The sequence below is a fragment of the Streptomyces phaeoluteigriseus genome (assembly GCF_001896135.2).
GTDB lineage: Bacteria > Actinomycetota > Actinomycetes > Streptomycetales > Streptomycetaceae > Streptomyces > Streptomyces phaeoluteigriseus.
In genome coordinates, this window is the sequence record NZ_MPOH02000016.1 from 14667 (window position 1) to 31679 (window position 17013).

Below are 17013 nucleotides of genomic sequence, written 5' to 3' on the forward strand. Positions count from 1 at the left end.
GCCCATTGCTCGCCACCTGCCCTGCGCCCACCGCTGCCCTGCGCCCACCGCCTGTCCCGCACCCACCACCTGTCCCGCACCCACCACCTGTCCTTTGCCCACCGCCTGTCCCGCACCCACCGTCTCTCCTGCGCCCACCGCGTCTCCCCCGCTCACCGTCCGTCCTCCTCGCTCAGCCGTCGGGCGAAGCTCTCCAGTTCCGCGTACTGCTCCGCCAGGGACGCCGGTGCGTCTCCCACGGGGTCCTTGAAGAAGAAGGCGAGTTCGGGGCGGGGGCCCGACAGACCCCGCTCGTGGGCGCGGGCGAGGAGACGGGCCAGGTCCAGGACGAGCGGGGCGGCGAGAGCCGAGTCGCAGCCCTGCCAGATGGTCTGGAGGATCATGCGGGTGCCGAGGAAACCGTCGAAGGCGATGTGGTCCCAGGCGGTCTTCCAGTCGCCGAGGGCGGGCACGTCGTCGATGTGCACCTGGCCCTCGGGGACCGTGCCGAGGGTGTCGGCGAGAACGCGTTCCTTGCCGGCGTTCTTGGCGGCGGCGGCCGCCGGGTCGGCCAGGGCGGCTCCGTCGCCGCCGCCCAGCAGATTGGTGCCGGACCAGGCCCGCACCGCGAGGGCCCGCTGGGCGAACATCGGCCCGAGGACGGACCGCAGCAACGTCTGCCCGGTCTTTCCGTCGCGCCCTGCGTACGGCAGACCGCTCGACGCGGTGAGGGTGGCCAGGTCGGGGTGGTGCAGGCCGGTCGAGGGCGTGAAGTTGACGTAGGGGCAGCCGGCGCGCAGGGCCGCCGCTGCGTAGAGCGAGCTGGCGGGCAGGGCCGGTCCGGTGGGGGCGGGTTCGGTGGAGGCGACGTTCACCACGACCGCGCGGGCCAGTCCGTTCCGTCGCACGAAGTCGCGCATGTCCGTGGCGAAGGCGGCGATCAGCTGTTCCTCGTCGCGGGTCTCCCCCGGGAGGGGGCCGCCCGGCCTGATCTCCCCCTCGGCGGCGTCGAGTTCGGCCTCGACGGCGGCCGGCAGGCCGGGCGGGAGGACGCCGCCGGCGGCGAGTTGTTCGGCGCGCTTGGGCAGCGGGCAGTCCAGTGTGTCGTGTCCGCCGAAGACGAGGGAGGACAGGGCGGCAGTCGGCTGTCGGCGAAGGCGGGGGTCTCGGTGACCAGGCCCGTCGGCGGGCGCAGTCCGGCGGTCAGGGCGGCGCAACCCGCCACGACGGTGGTGGCGACGGAGCCGCGGGCCCCGATCAGCCAGACGCCGATACGAGGGGGGAGTTGGCGGGGCGCGGACATGAGCGGCCTCCTTGTCGTGCGCGAAGCTGGGCGCGGAGAGGTGAGCGCGGAGAGGTGAGCGCCGGGGGGGAGCACCGAGGGTGTAGCGAGCGGCGAGCGGCGAAGAAGCATGCAGAAGGCAGCGGTGGTGACGGCGGGCGGAGGTCCGGCGTCCTCCGCCCGCCGCCGTTCAGGAGCCCTTGACGGGCAGTTCCTTGATCCGGACGTCGCGGAAGGACACCTGGTCGTCGGCTCCGTGGTTCTGGAGACCGAGGTGACCGTCGCGCAGACTCCGGGTCGGATCGGTGTTGGTGAAATCGTTGATCTTCACGCCGTTGAGCCACACGCGCAGACGTTCGCCCTCGACGCGGATCTCGTACGTGTTCCACTCCCCCGGCGGGTTCAGCGCACGGTCGCGCTTCTTCAGGTCGGCGGACCGGAAGCCGTAGACGGACCCCGTGGTCCTCTCGGGTACGTCGGTGGCGTCGATCTGGATCTCGTAGCCGTTGTTCACCGCCGACCAGGGGTCGTCGGAGGGCGGGAAGCCGACGAACACACCGGAGTTGTCGTCGCCGGAAGCGCTCGCCATCCTCCAGTCGAGCTTCAGGGAGTACGAGGAGAAGCCCGAGGTCGCGTGCCAGAGCAGGCCCATCCCGCCCGACGACGTGAGGGTGCCGTCGTCGTCGAGGGTGAAGGAGCCGGGGCCGGCCTGCCGCCAGCCGTCCAGTGAGCTGCCGTCGAAGAGTGGACGGTATCCGTTCTCCGGTCGGCAGTCGGCCTGGGTCTCGCCGACCGCATACAGGATTCCGCCGACCAGGTGTCTACGGAATACCGGATCCGCGTAGGACTCCTTCGTGTGCCCGCCGCCGGTGTAGAAGGCGCGGCCGCCCTGGTAGTCCTGGCACCAGGCGATCGGATGGTCGCCCCGCATGGTGCCGCCGGAGTAGGAGGACTCGTCGAGCGAGGCCAGGACGTGCGCCCGGTCGCGGGGGTTGGAGCGGTAGTTGTACCACTCGTCGGTGCGGATCCAGGACCGCGGGAGGTCCGAGGTCGCCGGGTGGGCGTGGTCCTCGACGTCGACGGTGGCCGGCTGGATCGCCGGGTGGGACTCGAAGTAGGCGCCGGCGAGGCCGCCGTAGAAGGGCCAGTCGTACTCGGTGTCGGCTGCCGCGTGGATGCCGACGTAGCCACCACCGCGGTGGATGTAGTCCTCGAAGGCGCGCTGCTGGGTGTCGTCGAGGACGTCTCCGGTGGTCGAGAGGAACACCACCGCGTCGTAGCGCCGCAGGTTCGTGGGCGTGAAGGCGCCCGCGTCCTCGGTGGCGTCGACGGCGAAGCCCGCGGTTCCGCCCGACTCCTTGAGCGCGGTGATGCCGTCGGGGATCGAGTCGTGCCGGAAGCCTGCCGTCTTGGAGAAGACCAGCACGCGTGCGTCCGCGGTGGACGGGGCGTGCGGGACGGCGGGCGGGGTGAAACCGCCGAGAAGCAGGGCGGCTCCCGCAAGTGACGTGGCCAGTCGGCCGGTTGAGCGCATGAGAGCCTCCTCTCAGCCTGTGGTGAAGGTGAAGTCGTCCAGCTCGTAGAGGGCTCCCGAACCGCTCCCCTTGAAGACGAGGTGGAGGGTGGTCGTGCCCCTCGGGGCGCGGGACAGGCCGGCGCTGACGTCCTGGTAGGTGTCCCAGCCGCCGGTGGCCGGCACGGTCGCCCTGCCCAGCAGGGTGCCGGTGGGCGAGCCGGCGCGGACCTCGAGGGTTCCGCCGGACCCGGCGGACGAGACGCGGGCGGTGAGCTTCTTGGCGTCGGCGAGGACGTACGGCGTGAAGGAGATCCAGTCGCCGGAGGAGATCGCGCCGACCGTCCGGCCGCCGTGCGCCGATTCGCGGGTGGTCACCGTGACGCCGGAGGAGTCCCCGAAGTGCTCGGCCTGACGGTGGCGGGGCTGGAGCAGGTTCTGGTCGTGGGTGGTGAGCGCCGCCTGGCCGCCGCCTCCGCCGTCGGTGTACTCGGCGTCGAACACGCCGAAGATGTTGGCGTCGTCGTCATGGCCGCCGTCGGCGCTGGTCTGGACGGTGCCGGTGCAGCCGTTCGCCGAGGTGACGGGGTGGCCGTGACTGTCGTGGCCGAGGACGAAGGTGACCTTGACCTTCGAGCAGTCGATCGTGCGGTCCTCCGGGTCGGTGACGCGCACCTTGAACGGGATGGCGTCGCCGAAGCTGAACAGCTGCCCGTCCGCGGGAGTTCGAGGGTGACCTTGGGTGCGGTGTTGCCGACGACCACCTGCACGCTCGCGCTTCCGGTGCGTCCGCTCGGGTCCTTCGCGGTGAGCGTGGCGGTGTAGGTGCCGTTCTTCCGGTAGCGGTGCGTGGGATCGGTCGCGGTGGAGGTGGCACCGTCGCCGAAGTCCCAGCTGTACGTGAGCGCGTCACCGTCCTGGTCCGTCGTGCCGGCGGAGGAGAAGCGCACCCTGAGCGGCGCCTGGCCAGAGGTGCGGTCGGCCGTCGCCCGGGCGACGGGGGAGTGGCCGTCGGTGGCGTTCTCGATGCGGTACAGGGCGGAGTGCTCGTCGCCGCCGAACCAGGAGACGCCGTAGTCGAGGACGTACAGCGCGCCGTCGGGACCGAAGGTCATGTCCATGATCTGGGTGCCGGTCCACGGTACGTCGTTGATCGCCTGCACCGTGCCGTCGGCGTCGCTGGTGATCCGCTTGATCCAGCGGCGGCCGAACTCCCCGGCGAAGAAGTCGCCGTCGTAGGCCTCGGGGAACTTCACGGGTGAGTCGAGCGCCGGGTCGTAGTGGTAGACCGGGCCGCCCATCGGCGACTCCGAGCCGCTGCCGAACTCGGGCAGCGAACCGCCGTCGTACGGGATCCAGGCGGGCTGGGCCGGCGGCAGGTCGGTGAGGCCGGTGTTGTGGGGCGAGGTGTTCTTCGGGGCGGCGCAGTCGAACGGCTCACCGGATACTCCGGTCGCGAAGTCGTAGGCGATGTACGGGTCGTTGTCGCCCGTGCAGAACGGCCACCCGAAGTTTCCGGGGCGGGTGACACGTGCGAACTCCACCTGTCCGGCGGGGCCGCGGGCCGGGTCGGCGGACCCGGCGTCCGGGCCGTAGTCGCCGACGTAGAGGATGCCCGTCTCCCTGTCGACGCTGAACCGGAACGGGTTGCGGAAACCCATCGCGTAGATCTCGGGCCGCGTCCTGTCCGTGCCGGGTGCGAAGAGGTTCCCGTCGGGGACCGTGTACGAACCGTCGGCGTTCACCTTGATGCGCAGGATCTTGCCGCGCAGGTCGTTGGTGTTGCCCGACGAACGCCGGGCGTCGAAGGCGGGGTTGCGGTTCGGGCGGTCGTCGATGGGCGTGAAGCCGTCCGACTGGAAGGGGTTGGTGTCGTCACCCGTCGACAGGTACAGGTTGCCCGCCGCGTCGAAGTCGATGTCGCCGCCGACGTGGCAGCACAGCCCGCGGGAGGCCGGCACGTCGAGGATCTTCGTCTCGCTGGCGGTGTCCAGGGTTCCGTCGGTCCTCAGGACGAACCGGGAGAGCCGGTTGACGCCGTCGAAGGGCGCGAAGTCGGCGGCCGTCCCGGTCTCGGGGGCGTCTCCGGCCGGGGTGTCCAACGGGGGAGCGTAGTACAGGTAGATGAAGCGGTTGGTGCTGAACTGCGGGTCGACGCCGATGCCTTGGAGGCCTTCCTCGTCGTGGGAGTACACGGCGAGCTTGCCCGCCAGGCGGGTGTTGCCGGCGGCGTCGGTGAGGCGCAGTTCGCCGTCGCGCGAGGTGTGCAGGACGGAGCGGTCGGGGAGGACGGCGAGCGACATGGGCTCGCCGACCTCCGCCTCACCCTTGGCGAGGGTGACCTGCTGGAAGTCCTCCGCGGCGACGGCCGAGGTCGGGGCCGAGACCGAGGTCGGGGCCGAGACCGAGGTGGGGGCTTCCCGGCCGGCGACGGCTGCGCCGGCCTGGGGTGCGGTGAGGCCGAGTGACGCCCCGGCCAGCAGGGCGCCGCCGAACAGGGCGATCGCCCTGTGCAGCGAGGGACGTCGTCTGCGGGTCTGGTGTCTGCCGGTGCCGGTGGTGCGGGTGGTGCGATCGTTCCCGTGCACGGGTGCCTCCAGGGTGGGGCCGGATGTACGTGCGGGTGCTTGCGCCGGGATGCGCCGTCATCCCGGAAGACCGGTGATGAGCCTGGGATCAGTTGCCGAACGCCGCGTCGAAGGAGGCCGACGGCGGCTCGAAGTCGTAGGCCTTGAGGTGTCTCAGTGCCTCGGGGGCGCCCTGGAGCCGGTCCATGCCGGCGTCCTCCCACTCCACCGAGACCGGGCCGCGGTAGTCGATCGAGCGCAGCATCCGGAAGACGTCCTCCCAGGGGACGTCGCCGTGGCCGGCTGACACGAAGTCCCAGCCGCGGCGCGGGTCGCCCCAGGGCAGGTGGGAGCCGAGGCGGCCGTTGCGGCCGTCGAGGCGCTTGCGGGCCTCCTTGCAGTCCACGTGGTAGATGCGGTCGCGGAAGTCCCACAGGAAGCCGACCGGGTCGAGGTCCTGCCACACGAAGTGGCTGGGGTCGAAGTTCAGGCCGAAAGCCGGTCGACGGTCGACCGCGTCCAGTGTGCGTACGGTCGTCCAGTAGTCGTAGGCGATCTCGCTCGGGTGGACCTCGTGCGCGAACCGCACGCCCTCCGCGTCGAAGACGTCGAGGATCGGGTTCCAGCGCTCGGCGAAATCCTCGTAACCACGATCGATCATGGTTTCCGGGGCGGGCGGGAACATGGCGACCAGGTGCCAGATGGCGGAGCCGGTGAAGCCGATGACGGTGTCGACGCCGAACGCGGCCGCCGCGCGGGCGGTGTCGGCGATCTCGGCGGCGGCCCGTCGCCGGACGCCCTCCGGTTCGCCGTCGCCCCAGATCCGGGCGGGCAGGATGGCCTGGTGGCGTTCGTCGATGATGGCGTCGCAGACCGCCTGGCCGACGAGGTGGTTGGAGACGGCCCAGCAGCGCAGGCCGTACTTGTCGAGCAGGGCCCGCCTGGAATCGAGGTACGTCGGGTCGGCCAGGGCCTTGTCGACCTCGAAGTGATCGCCCCAGCAGGCGAGTTCGAGACCGTCGTAGCCGAAGTCGCGGGCGAGGCGGCAGACCTCCTCCAGGGGAAGGTCAGCCCACTGGCCGGTGAAGAGTGTGAATCTGCGGGGCATGCTGCGAGCCTCCTCAGTCGGCGATCGGGGTGTAGACGGAGTTCTTCTCGGCGCTCTCCTCGACGGCCGCGAGGACGCGCTGGACCTGGAGTCCCTCCGCGAAGGAGGGTTCCGGCACCCGGCCCTCGGCGATGGCGTGGACGAGGTCGCGCGCCTGGTGCACGAAGGTGTGCTCGTAGCCGAGGCCGTGGCCGGGTGGCCACCAGCCGTCCAGGTAGGGGTGGTCCGGCTCGGTGACGAGGATGCGGCGGAAGCCGGCGTGGACGGCGGGCTCGGTGGCGTCGTGGAACCACAGTTCGTTGAGGCGTTCCAGGTCGAAGGCCAACGAGCCGCGCTCCCCGTTGAGTTCGAGGCGCAGGGCGTTCTTGCGGCCGGTGGCGTAGCGGGTCGCCTCGAAGGAGGCGAGGGCGCCGGAGGTGAAGCGGCCGGTGAACACGGCGGCGTCGTCGACGGTGACCGTGCCGGTGCCGTGGGCTGCCCCACCGGTGGCCCCGGCCAGGCCGCTGCTCGGCCCGCCGGGCAGCGGCCGCTGTCGCACGAAGGTCTCGGTGAGCGCGGAGACCCCGGCCAGCCGCTCCCCCACCAGGTGTTGTGCGAGGTCGACGATGTGCGCGCCGAGGTCGCCGAGGGAGCCGGAGCCCGCCAGCTCCTTGCGCATCCGCCAGGTCAGCGGGAACTCCGGGTCGTTGAGCCAGTCCTGGAGGTACGTCACCCGGACGTGCCGCAGCGGGCCGAGCCGCCCCTCGGCCACCATGCGCCGGGCCAGCGCGGTGGCGGGGACCCTGCGGTAGTTGAAGCCGACCATAGCCAGCCGACCGCGTGTCGTGAAAGCGGTTTCGGCAGCGTGCGCCATGGTCTCGGCTTCCTCGACCGTGTTCGCCAGCGGCTTCTCGCACAGGACGTGCTTGCCGGCGGCCAGCGCGGCGAGCGCGATCTCGGCGTGACTGTCGCCGGGTGTGCAGATGTCGACCAGGTCCACGTCGTCGCGTGCGATCAGCGCCCGCCAGTCGGTCTCGGTCGTCGCCCAGCCGTGCCGGTCGGCCGCCGCGCGGACGGCGGCGGCGTCGCGGCCGCAGAGCGCGGTGAGCACCGGGCGCAGGGGCAGGTCGAAGACGCGGCCCGCGGTGCGCCAGCCCTGGGAGTGGGCGGCGCCCATGAAGGCGTAGCCGACCATGCCGACGCGGAGCGGGGGCTTGCCGGCCTCCGCGCCGGCCTCCTCCGGGCCCGCTGACTGCTGCGGCTGTTCCATGCAGGTGTCCTCCTCGTCGTCGTGGCACGGTGGGGGGTGGGGCCTGCCGGGCGGGCGGCTCGGGTCGGGCCGTCGGTGGGGACGCCTCACCGGTCGGGTCGCTCGTCGGTCCGCACCCCGGTACGGCCCGCTGTCGCACGCACCGCCCCGCCGGGACACGCCCCTCTCCCCCGCATGCGTCCCGGTCCGCCGCACCCCCTGGGGCGCGTATCACTGCGCCGCGCACCGCTGCCGGGAGCCGACGGCGTGCGCCCGGCGGGAGCCGGCGGGAGTCGAGGCGGAAACGGGGTGGAAGCGGGGGGTGGAAGCGGTTCCCCGGTCACCGGCGCGCCCCGGTGGCCTCCGCCCGGTGACCGGCGCGGGTCGGCCGGCCGGCCGGGCGGAGCCCGTGTCTCACCGGAAGCCGGTGGACATGTACTGGTCGACGTTCTCCTTGTCGACCACCGCCGAGTAGAGGGTGATCGAGGCGGGGATCTCGTACTCGGCGAGGCCGCCGACACCCTTGCTCTGCCCGAGGGCACGGGCGAGGTCGATGGCGGAGGCGGCCATGGTGGGCGGGTAGAGGACGGTGGCCTTGAGGACGCCGTTGTCCTGCTTGATCGCCTGGAAGGCGGAGAGGGCACCCGCGCCGCCGACCATCATGAAGTCGTCGCGGCCGGCCTGTTCGATGGCGCGCAACGCGCCTACGCCCTGGTCGTCGTCGTGGTTCCACAGCGCGTCGAACTTCGACTGTGCCTGGAGGAGTTGGGCCATCTTCGCCTGCCCGGACTCGACCGTGAAGTCGGCGGCCTGACGGGCCACCTTCTTGATGTTGGGATAGTTCTTCAGCGCGTCGTCGAAGCCCTGGGTGCGCTGCTTGGTGAGTTCCAGGTTGTCCAGGCCGGCGAGTTCGATGACCCGGGCGTCGGACTTGCCCTTGAGCTTCTCGCCGATGTAGTGGCCGGCACTGAGGCCCATGCCGTAGTTGTCGCCGCCGATCCAACAACGGTACGCCTGGGGGGTGTTGAAGATCCGGTCGAGGTTGACGACCGGGATGCCCGCGCGCATCGCCTGGAGACCGACCTGGGTGAGGGCCTTGCCGTCGGCGGGCAGGACGACCAGCACGTCGACCTTCTTGTTGATGAGGGTCTCGATCTGGCCGATCTGCTGAGCGGTGTCGTTCGAACCCTCGGTGATCTCCAGGGTGACGTCGGAGTACTTCTCGGCCCGGTTCTTGGCGTTGTCATTGATGGCGTTGAGCCAGCCGTGGTCGGCCTGGGGTCCGGCGAAGCCGATGGTGACCTGCTTGCCGGGCTTGTCGTCGGCGGCCGGCCGGGTGTCGGCGGCGGGCTCCTCGTCCTTGGGGCCATTGCTCGTGCAACCGGTCAGCAGGGCGCCGGCCGAGACGGCGGCGGTCCCGAGGAGCAGACCTCGGCGGCTGGCGAAGCGGCTCGGAAATCTCATCGGCTCTGGCATGGCGGTGAACCCTTTCCTCAGGTCGTGCTCGCGGTACGGCGCTGGACCAGCACGGCGGCGACGATGATCGCGCCCTTGGCGATCTGCTGGACGTCGCTCTGCAGGTTGTTCAGGGCGAAGATGTTGGTGATCGTGGTGAAGATCAGGACGCCCAGCACGGAGCCGACGATGGTGCCGCGCCCTCCGCTGAGCAGGGTGCCGCCGATGATCGCGGCGGCGATGGCGTCGAGTTCGTAGAGGTTGCCGTTGGTGTTCTGACCCGATCCGGACAGGATGATCAACAGGAAGGCGGCGATGCCGCAGCACAACCCGGACAGCAGGTAGAGGTACAGCCGCTGGCGGCGTACGTCGATGCCGGCGAGGCGGGCGGCCTCCGCGTTGCCGCCGACGGCGACGGTGCGCCGGCCGAAGGTGGTGCGGTTCAGCACCAGCCAGCCGATGATCGTCACGACTGCGAAGACCATGACGAGGGGCGGCACGCCGAGGACGTAGGAGTCACGCTCGCCGAGGTCGAGGATGCTCTCGGAGGTGACGATCTGTGTCTTGCCGTCGGTGATCTGCAGGGCGAGTCCGCGGGCGGAGGCGAGCATCGCGAGGGTGGCGATGAACGGGACCATGCCTCCGTAGGCGATGAGCAGGCCGTTGACCAGGCCGCAGCCGAGGCCGACGAGGACGGAGGTGAAGAGGATGCCGCCGAAACCGTACTCCTGGGTGGCGAGTGTGGTCGCCCAGACGGAGGCGAGGGCGACGATCGCTCCGACCGAGAGGTCGATGCCGCCGGAGGTGATGACGAAGGTCATGCCGACCGTGACGACACCGATCACCGAGCCCTGCGTGAGGACGAGTTGCAGGTTTCGGGTGTCGAGGAACTCGTCGGGCTTGGTGATGCCGCCGATCACGACGAGTGCGGCGAGGACGCCGAGCAGGGAGAGGGTGCGGATGTCGGCACGGGCCACGAGGCCGTGCCAGGCGGGGAGTTGGGCCTGGGGCACCTTGTCGGTGCTGCCCCGCGGCGGGGAGACGGGCTGCGTCATGACGCCGGACTTCCTTCCATGACGAGGTCGAGTACACGGTGTTCGTCCAGCTCGCGGGCGGGTGCGGTGTGGACCACGCGTCCCTCGCGGAGGACCAGGACGCGGTCGGCGAGGCCGAGGACCTCCGGCACCTCGCTGGAGACCATGAGCACGGCGAGGCCTTCGTCGGCCAGCCGACGGACGACCGCATACAGTTCGGCGCGGGCGCCGACGTCGACCCCGCGAGTGGGCTCGTCGAGCAGCAGGACGCGGCAGCCCCGCAGCAGCCAGCGGGCCAGGACGGCCTTCTGCTGGTTGCCGCCGGACAGGGTCCGGACCGGCACGGACGGGTTGTCGGGTCGCAGGGACAGTTCGCGGGTCGCGGCGCGGGCGGCGCCCTGTTCGGCACCGCGGTCGATCCAGCCGGCGCGTGAGAAGCGGGAGAGGGTGGAGACGGAGACGTTGCGGGTGACGGACTCCAGCATCAGCAGGGCCTGGGCTTTGCGCTCCTCGGGGGCGAGACCCAGCCCGGCGCGTACGGCGGCCCGCACGCTGCCCGGCCTCAACGGCCGCCCGTCCACCAGGACTTGGCCGGCGGTGGGCTTGCGTGCGCCGTAGATCGTCTCCAGGATCTCGGAGCGTCCGGAGCCGACCAGCCCGGCCAGGCCGACGATCTCCCCCGGCCGCAGGTCGAGGTCGATCGGTTCGAACTCGCCCTCCCTGGCCAGTCCGCGCACCTCCAGCAGGGGCTTCGCGCCGGTCGGCGGCACGCCGTCCGCCGGTCGCTCGGGAAAGACGTACCCGACGTTGCGGCCCGTCATCAGGGCGACGACCTCGCGGGTGGGAGTCGTCTTCGCGGGCAGCCCGCCGGCCACCGCCCGGCCGTCCTTGAGCACGGTGACGCGGTCGCCGATGCGGCGGATCTCCTCCAGGCGGTGGGAGATGTAGACGACCGCGACGCCGTCCGCCGTGAGGTCGCCGACGATCCGGAAGAGGTTGTCGACCTCGTCGGGGTCGAGGGCGGCGGACGGTTCGTCCATCACGATCAGCCGGACGTCGTGGGACAGGGCCCGCGCCATGGACACCACCTGTTGCTGAGCCGCGGACAGCTCGCCCACCAGGCGGGCGGGATCGATCTCGGCGTGCCCGAGTCGCTTGAGCAGGGCCGAGGTCGACTGACGGGCCAGCCTTCGGCGGACGACGAAACCGGCGGCCGTGGGTTCGTGGCCGAGGTGGACGTTCTCCGCCACCGACAGGTGTTCCACCAGGTCGAGTTCCTGGTAGATGGTGGCGATGCCGAGACGCATGGCGGCGATCGGCGAGCGCAGGACGACGGGTTCGCCCCGCCAGCGGATGGTGCCGCCGTCGGGCTGGTGGGCTCCCGCCAGAACCTTGATCAGGGTCGACTTGCCGGCCCCGTTCTGGCCGAGCAGGCAGTGCACTTCACCGGCCTGGACGTCGAGGTCGACGCCGTCCAGGGCCCGGACGCCGGGGAACGACTTGGTGATGCCGGACATGCTGAGCAGCGGTGGTACTGGTGCCATGTGGGTTCCCCTCGGCGGGCGTGCGGGCCGGAGTCAGGGCAGAACGCCAGGAATCGGACGCTCTTGGGGTGGAGCGGGGTGGAGCAGGGCAGGGCGGAGCAGTGCGCTGGGACGGCGGTGCCCTACGAAGGGCGGTGGAGGTTCGTGAGAGGACTGAGGTGGATCGGCCGGTACGAACGGTGGCTACGCGGGTGGGTACGGGTCGCCGGGACGAGCAGGGTGGCTACGCGGGAGAGAACAGGTGGTCGCTGATCAGGCGGGCCGCGCCGATGACGCCGGCGGTGGGGCCCAACTCGCCGAGCACGATGGGGAGGTTGCCGGTCGCCAGCGGAAGCGACTGGCGGTAGACCTGGGTGCGGATGGCGGCGAGCAGGGTGTGGCCGAGGCCGGTCACCCCGCCGCCGATCACCACCAGGCCGGGGTTGAAGAACGAGACGAGCCCGGCGATGACCTGGCCGACGCGGTTGCCGCCCTCGCGGATCAGGTCCAGGGAGGTGGCGTCGCCCGCGGCTGCCGCGGCGGCCACGTCGACGGCGGTGAGGCCGCCGTTCGTCGCCAGCCGTGCCGCGAGTTCCGCCGAAAGCCCCTGCTGGGCGGCGTCCATGGCATCGCGGGCCAGGGCCGCGCCGCTGAAGTAGGCCTCCAGGCAACCGCGGTTGCCGCAGGCGCAGGGGCGGCCGTCGGGCACGGCCTGGATGTGCCCGATGTCGCCCGCGCTGCCGGTGGTACCGCGGTAGACCTGGCCGCCGACGACGATGCCGCAGCCGATACCGGTGCCGATCTTGACGCAGAGGAAGTCGGCGACGGTGCGGGCGACACCCGCGTGCTGCTCACCCATCGCCATGAGGTTCACGTCGTTGTCGACCATGACCGGGCAGCCGAGTTCCTGGCTGAGCGCCTCCCGCACGGGGAAGCCGTCCCAGCCGGGCATGATCGGCGGCGCGACCGGTACGCCCTCGGGGAAGCGGACCGGGCCGGGGACGCCGATGCCGGCGCCGTCGAAGCCCTCGGCGAGTCCCGTCGCCTTGAGCTTCGCGGCCATGGCGAGCACCTGCTCGAAGACCGCGACCGGACCCTCCCGTACGTCGAGGGGCTGGTTGAGGTGTCCGAGCGTCTCCAGTTCGGCGTTGGTGACGGCGACGTCGACCGAGGTCGCGCCGATGTCGACACCGAGGAAACGGAGTTGGGGATTGAGCCGGACGTTGTGGGAGCGGCGGCCACCACGCGAGGCGGCGAGTCCGTCGGCCACGACCAGCCCCGTCTCCAGCAGCCGGTCCACCTCCACGGCCAGCTTGGACCGTGACAGGTCGACCTGGTCGCCCAGCTGGGCGCGGGAGTTGGGACCTCCGTCACGCAACAGCCGCAGCAGCCGGGCCTGGTGGGCGTTCGCGGGTCGTGCCGTCATGCGCCTCACGAACCCCTCCCCGTCTCGATCGGCCGCCTGCTGTCGTGCTTTCGAGGGGAACGTAGCAGCGGTTGCCGGGAGTGGGAAGAAGTCGTGCACGGATTGCCGTCAACTTTCTCCACTCACAGGACAAAGAAGTGCCCTGCGGCGCGTCGAGGGCACGCAGGGCACGGGTGAGTGGCGGCGGAGCGGCGGCAGAGGTGGCGAGAGCGGTGCCGGTGACGGTTCGGCGCCGGGTTACGCCCTCTGGCGGGCGTGGTACGAGCGGCGCGTGTGTTCGGTGTGTTCGCGCATGAGCTGGGTGGCGCGCTGCTCGTCGCCTTCCGCGATCGCGGCGATCAGGTCCCGGTGTTCGATCCAGGACTGGTGACCGCGCTGTCGGGCGATGGGCGTGTAGTACCAGCGCACACGCCGGTCGACCTGTCCCGCCAGCTCGGCGAGGACCGCGTTGCCCGCCAGCTCCATGATCTTCGCGTGGAACGTGGCGTTGAGGAGGACGGCCCGGTCCACGTCGTCGGAGGCCACCGCCAGCATGCCCTGCGCCTGGAGATCGTACAGAGCGTCGAGACCCGCCTTGTCGGCGTTCGCGGCCGCGAGCCGGGCCGCCTCTGCCTCCAACAGCGTACGGACGGTGAGGAGTTGGTCGGCCTCCTCTTCGGTCGGCTCGTGCACGAACGCGCCCTGGGCAGGTCGCAGATCGACCCAGCCCTCGGTGTTCAGCCGCTGCAACGCCTCGCGCACCGGCTGCCGGGAGACGCCGAGGTGACCGGCGAGTTCGCTCTCGACGAGGTGCTGGCCGGGCTGGAGAGCGCGGGTGGTGATGAGTTCGAGCAGGGCCTCGTACACGCGCTCGCGCAGCGGGCCGGGGCGTTCGAGCTTGGGCACCGCACCCTGCGGCAGTCCTGTCGACAACATCGGTCGGTCCCCCTCCTGGGCAGCGCCGGGCGCCGGCAGCCGGAAAGCCAGTATCGATTGTCTTTCGTCTACAGTCTACGGCTCACTGTAGCCAGAGCCGGGCGTGGACGACCGCGTCACATCTGTCGCCCGGATACGCGACACCCGCCCGTCACGGGCAGCGTACGACCTGCCCGGCGTACGAGAGGTTGCCGCCGAAACCGAACAGCAGGACCGGATCACCACTGGTGATCGCGCCCTGCTCCACCAGCTTGGAGAAGGCGAGCGGGATGCTCGCCGCGGAGGTGTTGCCCGATTCGGTGACATCACGCGCGACCACGGCGTTGACGGCGCCGATCTTCGCCGCGAGAGGCTCGATGATGCGCAGGTTCGCCTGGTGGAGAACCACGGCGGCCAGCTCCTCCGGAACGAGACCGGCCCGCTCGCAGGCCTCCCTCGCGAGCGGCGGCAGCCGGGTCGTCGCCCACCGGTAGACACTCTGCCCCTCCTGCGCGAACCGGGCCGGCTGCCCCTCGATGCGCACCGCGTGGCCCATCTCGGGCACCGACCCCCACAGCACGGGCCCGATCCCGGGCTCGGTGCCGACGGGGCAGGCCTCGACCACGGCGGCGCCCGCTCCGTCGCCGACCAGGACGCAGGTCGTGCGGTCGGTCCAGTCGGTCACCTCGGACATCTTGTCGGCGCCGATGACCAGGGCACGGGTCGCGGCGCCCGCGCGGACCGTGTGGTCGGCGGTGGCGAGCGCGTGGGTGAACCCGGCGCACACCACGTTGACGTCCATCGCGGCCGGCCCCGGGATGCCGAGGCGGGCGGCGACCCGGGCGGCCATGTTGGGCGAGCGGTTCACGGCGGTGGAGGTGGCGACGAGGACCAGGTCGATGTCCTGGGGGGTGAGACCGGCCGCCGCGAGCGCCTTGGCGGCGGCGTGCGCGGCCAGCTCGTCCACCGGCTCGTCGGGTCCGGCGATGTGGCGCGTGCGGATACCCACCCGGCTCCTGATCCACTCGTCATTGGTGTCGACCAGTTCCGCCAGGTCCTCGTTGGTGAGTACCTTGGCGGGCTGGTAGTGACCGACGGCGGCGATGCGCGAGCCGTTCATTGGGGGGTCCCCCTCGTTGCCTGGGTAGCGGGAATCCCCCAGTCTGATCAGTGACCCACGGGTACGCGGGCACGTGAAGCGACAGGAAACCCGCGCCGGGCTTGTCGGCTTCCCGCTATCCCCGCCCCGCCCGGACATCCGTCCGCCGTGGCGGTCGGGCCACGGCGACGGATGCCCCGCCCGCTATCCGGTGAACAGCTGCGTGGCCTTCCGTACGAGTTCGTACAGCCCGTAGGCGAGCGGTGCGCCCACCCACAGCCAGGCGAAGGCGGTCAGCGGTCGCCGGTCAGGCGGATTCGGGCTGCTGGGGCCTGGCTCCTGCGACATCGGTCGCGGAACCGGTCGGGGAGCCGGTTTCGGCGTCGGCTGCGGCATCGGCGGCCTCCTTCGGGGCGGGGACGTGGTGGTGGCGGGCGTGGACGGGGCGGACGAGTTCGTTGGCGACGAAGCCGACGACGAGCAGCCCGATCATGATGACCATGGACGCGGTGTAGAGGGACGAGCCGTGTCTGCCCGCCTCCTCCTGCCGGTCGGCGATCCAGTTCACGATCAGCGGGCCCAGGACGCCGGCCGTCGACCAGGCGGTGAGCAGTCGCCCGTGGATGGCGCCGACCTGGTAGGTCCCGAACAGGTCCTTGAGGTAGGCGGGGATCGTGGCGAAGCCGCCGCCGTAGAAGGAGAGGATCACCAGCGCGGACAGGATGAACACGGGCTTGGAGGAGTCGCCGACCAGGGCGATCAGCGCGTACATGAGGGCGCCGACGCCCAGGTAGACGCGGTAGATGTTCTTGCGTCCGATGAGGTCGGAGGTCGACGACCAGCCGATGCGGCCGGCCATGTTGGCGGCCGAGAGCAGGGCGACGAAGCCCGCCGCGGCGGTGACGGACACGGGCGTCGAGGTGTCGGCGAAGAAGTCCGTGATCATCGGGGCGGCCTTCTCCAGGATGCCGATGCCGGCGGTCACGTTCATGCAGAGCACGACCCACAGGCACCAGAACTGCGGGGTGCGCACGGCGGTGCGGGCGGAGACCTGCACGCCCGCCGCGGCGCCGGGGTCGCCCTGCGCGCCCGGCCCGGCGGGGCGTGGCACGCGCACCAGCAGGACGCCCAGGGTCATGAACACGGCATACGACAGCCCGTGGACGAGGAACGCCAGCGCGATCCCGGAGTGGTCGGAGCCGAACGACTCCAGCATCTGCGCCGACCAGGGCGAGGCGATGAGCGCACCGCCGCCGAAGCCCATGATCGCGATGCCGGTGGCCATACCGGGCCGATCCGGGAACCACTTGATCAGTGTGGACACGGGCGAGATGTAACCGATGCCGAGGCCGATGCCGCCGACGAAGCCGTAGCCGAGGACGATCAGCCAGTACTGCTCGGTGGCGGCGCCGAGCGCGGAGATGAGGAAGCCGGACGAGAAGCAGATCAGGGCGACGGTCATCGCCCAGCGCGGCCCGTTGCGCTCCACGAGCGTGCCGCCGAACGCCGCGGAGAGGCCGAGCATGACGATCGCCAGCTGGAAGGGGAGCGCGCTCTGCGTGCCGCTGAGGCCGAGCGCGGATTCGAGCGGCGGCTTGAATACGGACCAGGCGTAGGCCTGGCCGATGGAGAGGTGGACGGAGAGGGCGGCGGGCGGGACGAGCCAGCGGCTCCAGCCCAGGGGTGCGACCGGGGGACTCATGATCCCGGACGGTAGGCAGCCGTACGGGAGTTGGAAAGTCGGCGCATCCGCCGTATGCGGTGAACGGTATGCGGGATGCGGTGAACGGTAGGGACCGCGCGCGCACCCTTGCTGGACCCACCTCCATACTGTAGACAATATTCCGTCGACAGAATTCGGCCTGGTTGCGGCCGGCCTCTTCCACCTCCGCGGTATCCCTCAAA

11 protein-coding genes and 2 pseudogenes are annotated in these 17013 nt (G+C 71.2%); all 13 read right to left on the reverse strand.

Annotated elements, in window-relative coordinates; translation table 11 throughout:
* Nucleotides 1-152: 152 nt before the first annotated feature.
* Nucleotides 153-1282: pseudogene (locus tag BM536_RS24810) on the reverse strand (inositol-3-phosphate synthase).
* A gap of 169 nt (nucleotides 1283-1451) precedes the next feature.
* Complete coding sequence (locus BM536_RS24815) at nucleotides 1452-2795, reverse strand: ThuA domain-containing protein (RefSeq protein ID WP_073496297.1); 1344 nt, start codon at nucleotides 2793-2795, stop codon at nucleotides 1452-1454.
* Between the two features lie 12 nt (nucleotides 2796-2807).
* Nucleotides 2808-5362: pseudogene (locus tag BM536_RS24820) on the reverse strand (PQQ-dependent sugar dehydrogenase).
* 88 nt (nucleotides 5363-5450) lie between these two features.
* On the reverse strand, nucleotides 5451-6449 hold the full coding sequence (locus tag BM536_RS24825) for a sugar phosphate isomerase/epimerase family protein (RefSeq protein ID WP_094103533.1): 999 nt from the start codon (nucleotides 6447-6449) through the stop codon (nucleotides 5451-5453).
* Between the two features lie 13 nt (nucleotides 6450-6462).
* Nucleotides 6463-7698, reverse strand: coding sequence for a Gfo/Idh/MocA family protein (locus tag BM536_RS24830; protein WP_073496314.1), 1236 nt, complete (start codon nucleotides 7696-7698; stop codon nucleotides 6463-6465).
* Between the two features lie 393 nt (nucleotides 7699-8091).
* A complete protein-coding gene (locus BM536_RS24835; RefSeq protein WP_425444672.1) occupies nucleotides 8092-9141 on the reverse strand; it encodes a substrate-binding domain-containing protein in 1050 nt (349 codons plus the stop codon).
* A gap of 29 nt (nucleotides 9142-9170) precedes the next feature.
* The gene (locus BM536_RS24840) at nucleotides 9171-10187 is read right to left on the reverse strand and encodes an ABC transporter permease (RefSeq protein ID WP_073496300.1); all 1017 of its coding nucleotides are present in this window, start codon (nucleotides 10185-10187) and stop codon (nucleotides 9171-9173) included.
* A complete protein-coding gene (locus BM536_RS24845) occupies nucleotides 10184-11710 on the reverse strand; it encodes a sugar ABC transporter ATP-binding protein (protein WP_073496302.1) in 1527 nt (508 codons plus the stop codon). The genes BM536_RS24840 and BM536_RS24845 overlap by 4 nt, the downstream gene beginning before the upstream one ends.
* Before the next feature lie 223 nt (nucleotides 11711-11933).
* Entirely contained in the window at nucleotides 11934-13115 is a 1182-nt protein-coding gene (locus BM536_RS24850; RefSeq protein WP_073496304.1) for an ROK family transcriptional regulator, read from the reverse strand.
* A gap of 237 nt (nucleotides 13116-13352) precedes the next feature.
* Nucleotides 13353-14030 carry a GntR family transcriptional regulator gene (locus tag BM536_RS24855; protein ID WP_073496306.1) on the reverse strand — a complete coding sequence of 226 codons (678 nt, stop codon included), beginning with the start codon at nucleotides 14028-14030 and terminating at the stop codon, nucleotides 13353-13355.
* A 151-nt stretch (nucleotides 14031-14181) separates the two neighbouring features.
* Nucleotides 14182-15129 (reverse strand): beta-ketoacyl-ACP synthase III, encoded by a 948-nt coding sequence (locus BM536_RS24860; protein ID WP_073496308.1) that lies wholly within the window; start codon nucleotides 15127-15129, stop codon nucleotides 14182-14184.
* Between the two features lie 183 nt (nucleotides 15130-15312).
* On the reverse strand, nucleotides 15313-15456 hold the full coding sequence (locus tag BM536_RS44950; protein WP_425444673.1) for an MFS transporter small subunit: 144 nt from the start codon (nucleotides 15454-15456) through the stop codon (nucleotides 15313-15315).
* Complete coding sequence (locus BM536_RS24865) at nucleotides 15416-16810, reverse strand: OFA family MFS transporter (protein ID WP_079275114.1); 1395 nt, start codon at nucleotides 16808-16810, stop codon at nucleotides 15416-15418. Before BM536_RS24865 ends, BM536_RS44950 begins: the two co-directional genes overlap by 41 nt.
* Nucleotides 16811-17013: the final 203 nt, after the last annotated feature.

Bases quoted from the DNA above. Each gene is read 5' to 3' on its own strand.
- BM536_RS24840 (WP_073496300.1), bottom strand. From the start codon at position 10,187: ATGACGCAGCCCGTCTCCCCGCCGCGGGGCAGCACCGACAAGGTGCCC.
- BM536_RS24865 (WP_079275114.1), bottom strand. From the start codon at position 16,810: ATGAGTCCCCCGGTCGCACCCCTGGGCTGGAGCCGCTGGCTCGTCCCG.
- BM536_RS24825 (WP_094103533.1), bottom strand. From the start codon at position 6,449: ATGCCCCGCAGATTCACACTCTTCACCGGCCAGTGGGCTGACCTTCCC.
- BM536_RS24835 (WP_425444672.1), bottom strand. From the start codon at position 9,141: ATGAGATTTCCGAGCCGCTTCGCCAGCCGCCGAGGTCTGCTCCTCGGG.
- BM536_RS24855 (WP_073496306.1), bottom strand. From the start codon at position 14,030: ATGTTGTCGACAGGACTGCCGCAGGGTGCGGTGCCCAAGCTCGAACGC.
- BM536_RS44950 (WP_425444673.1), bottom strand. From the start codon at position 15,456: ATGTCGCAGGAGCCAGGCCCCAGCAGCCCGAATCCGCCTGACCGGCGA.
- BM536_RS24845 (WP_073496302.1), bottom strand. From the start codon at position 11,710: ATGGCACCAGTACCACCGCTGCTCAGCATGTCCGGCATCACCAAGTCG.
- BM536_RS24815 (WP_073496297.1), bottom strand. From the start codon at position 2,795: ATGCGCTCAACCGGCCGACTGGCCACGTCACTTGCGGGAGCCGCCCTG.
- BM536_RS24830 (WP_073496314.1), bottom strand. From the start codon at position 7,698: ATGGAACAGCCGCAGCAGTCAGCGGGCCCGGAGGAGGCCGGCGCGGAG.
- BM536_RS24860 (WP_073496308.1), bottom strand. From the start codon at position 15,129: ATGAACGGCTCGCGCATCGCCGCCGTCGGTCACTACCAGCCCGCCAAG.
- BM536_RS24850 (WP_073496304.1), bottom strand. From the start codon at position 13,115: ATGACGGCACGACCCGCGAACGCCCACCAGGCCCGGCTGCTGCGGCTG.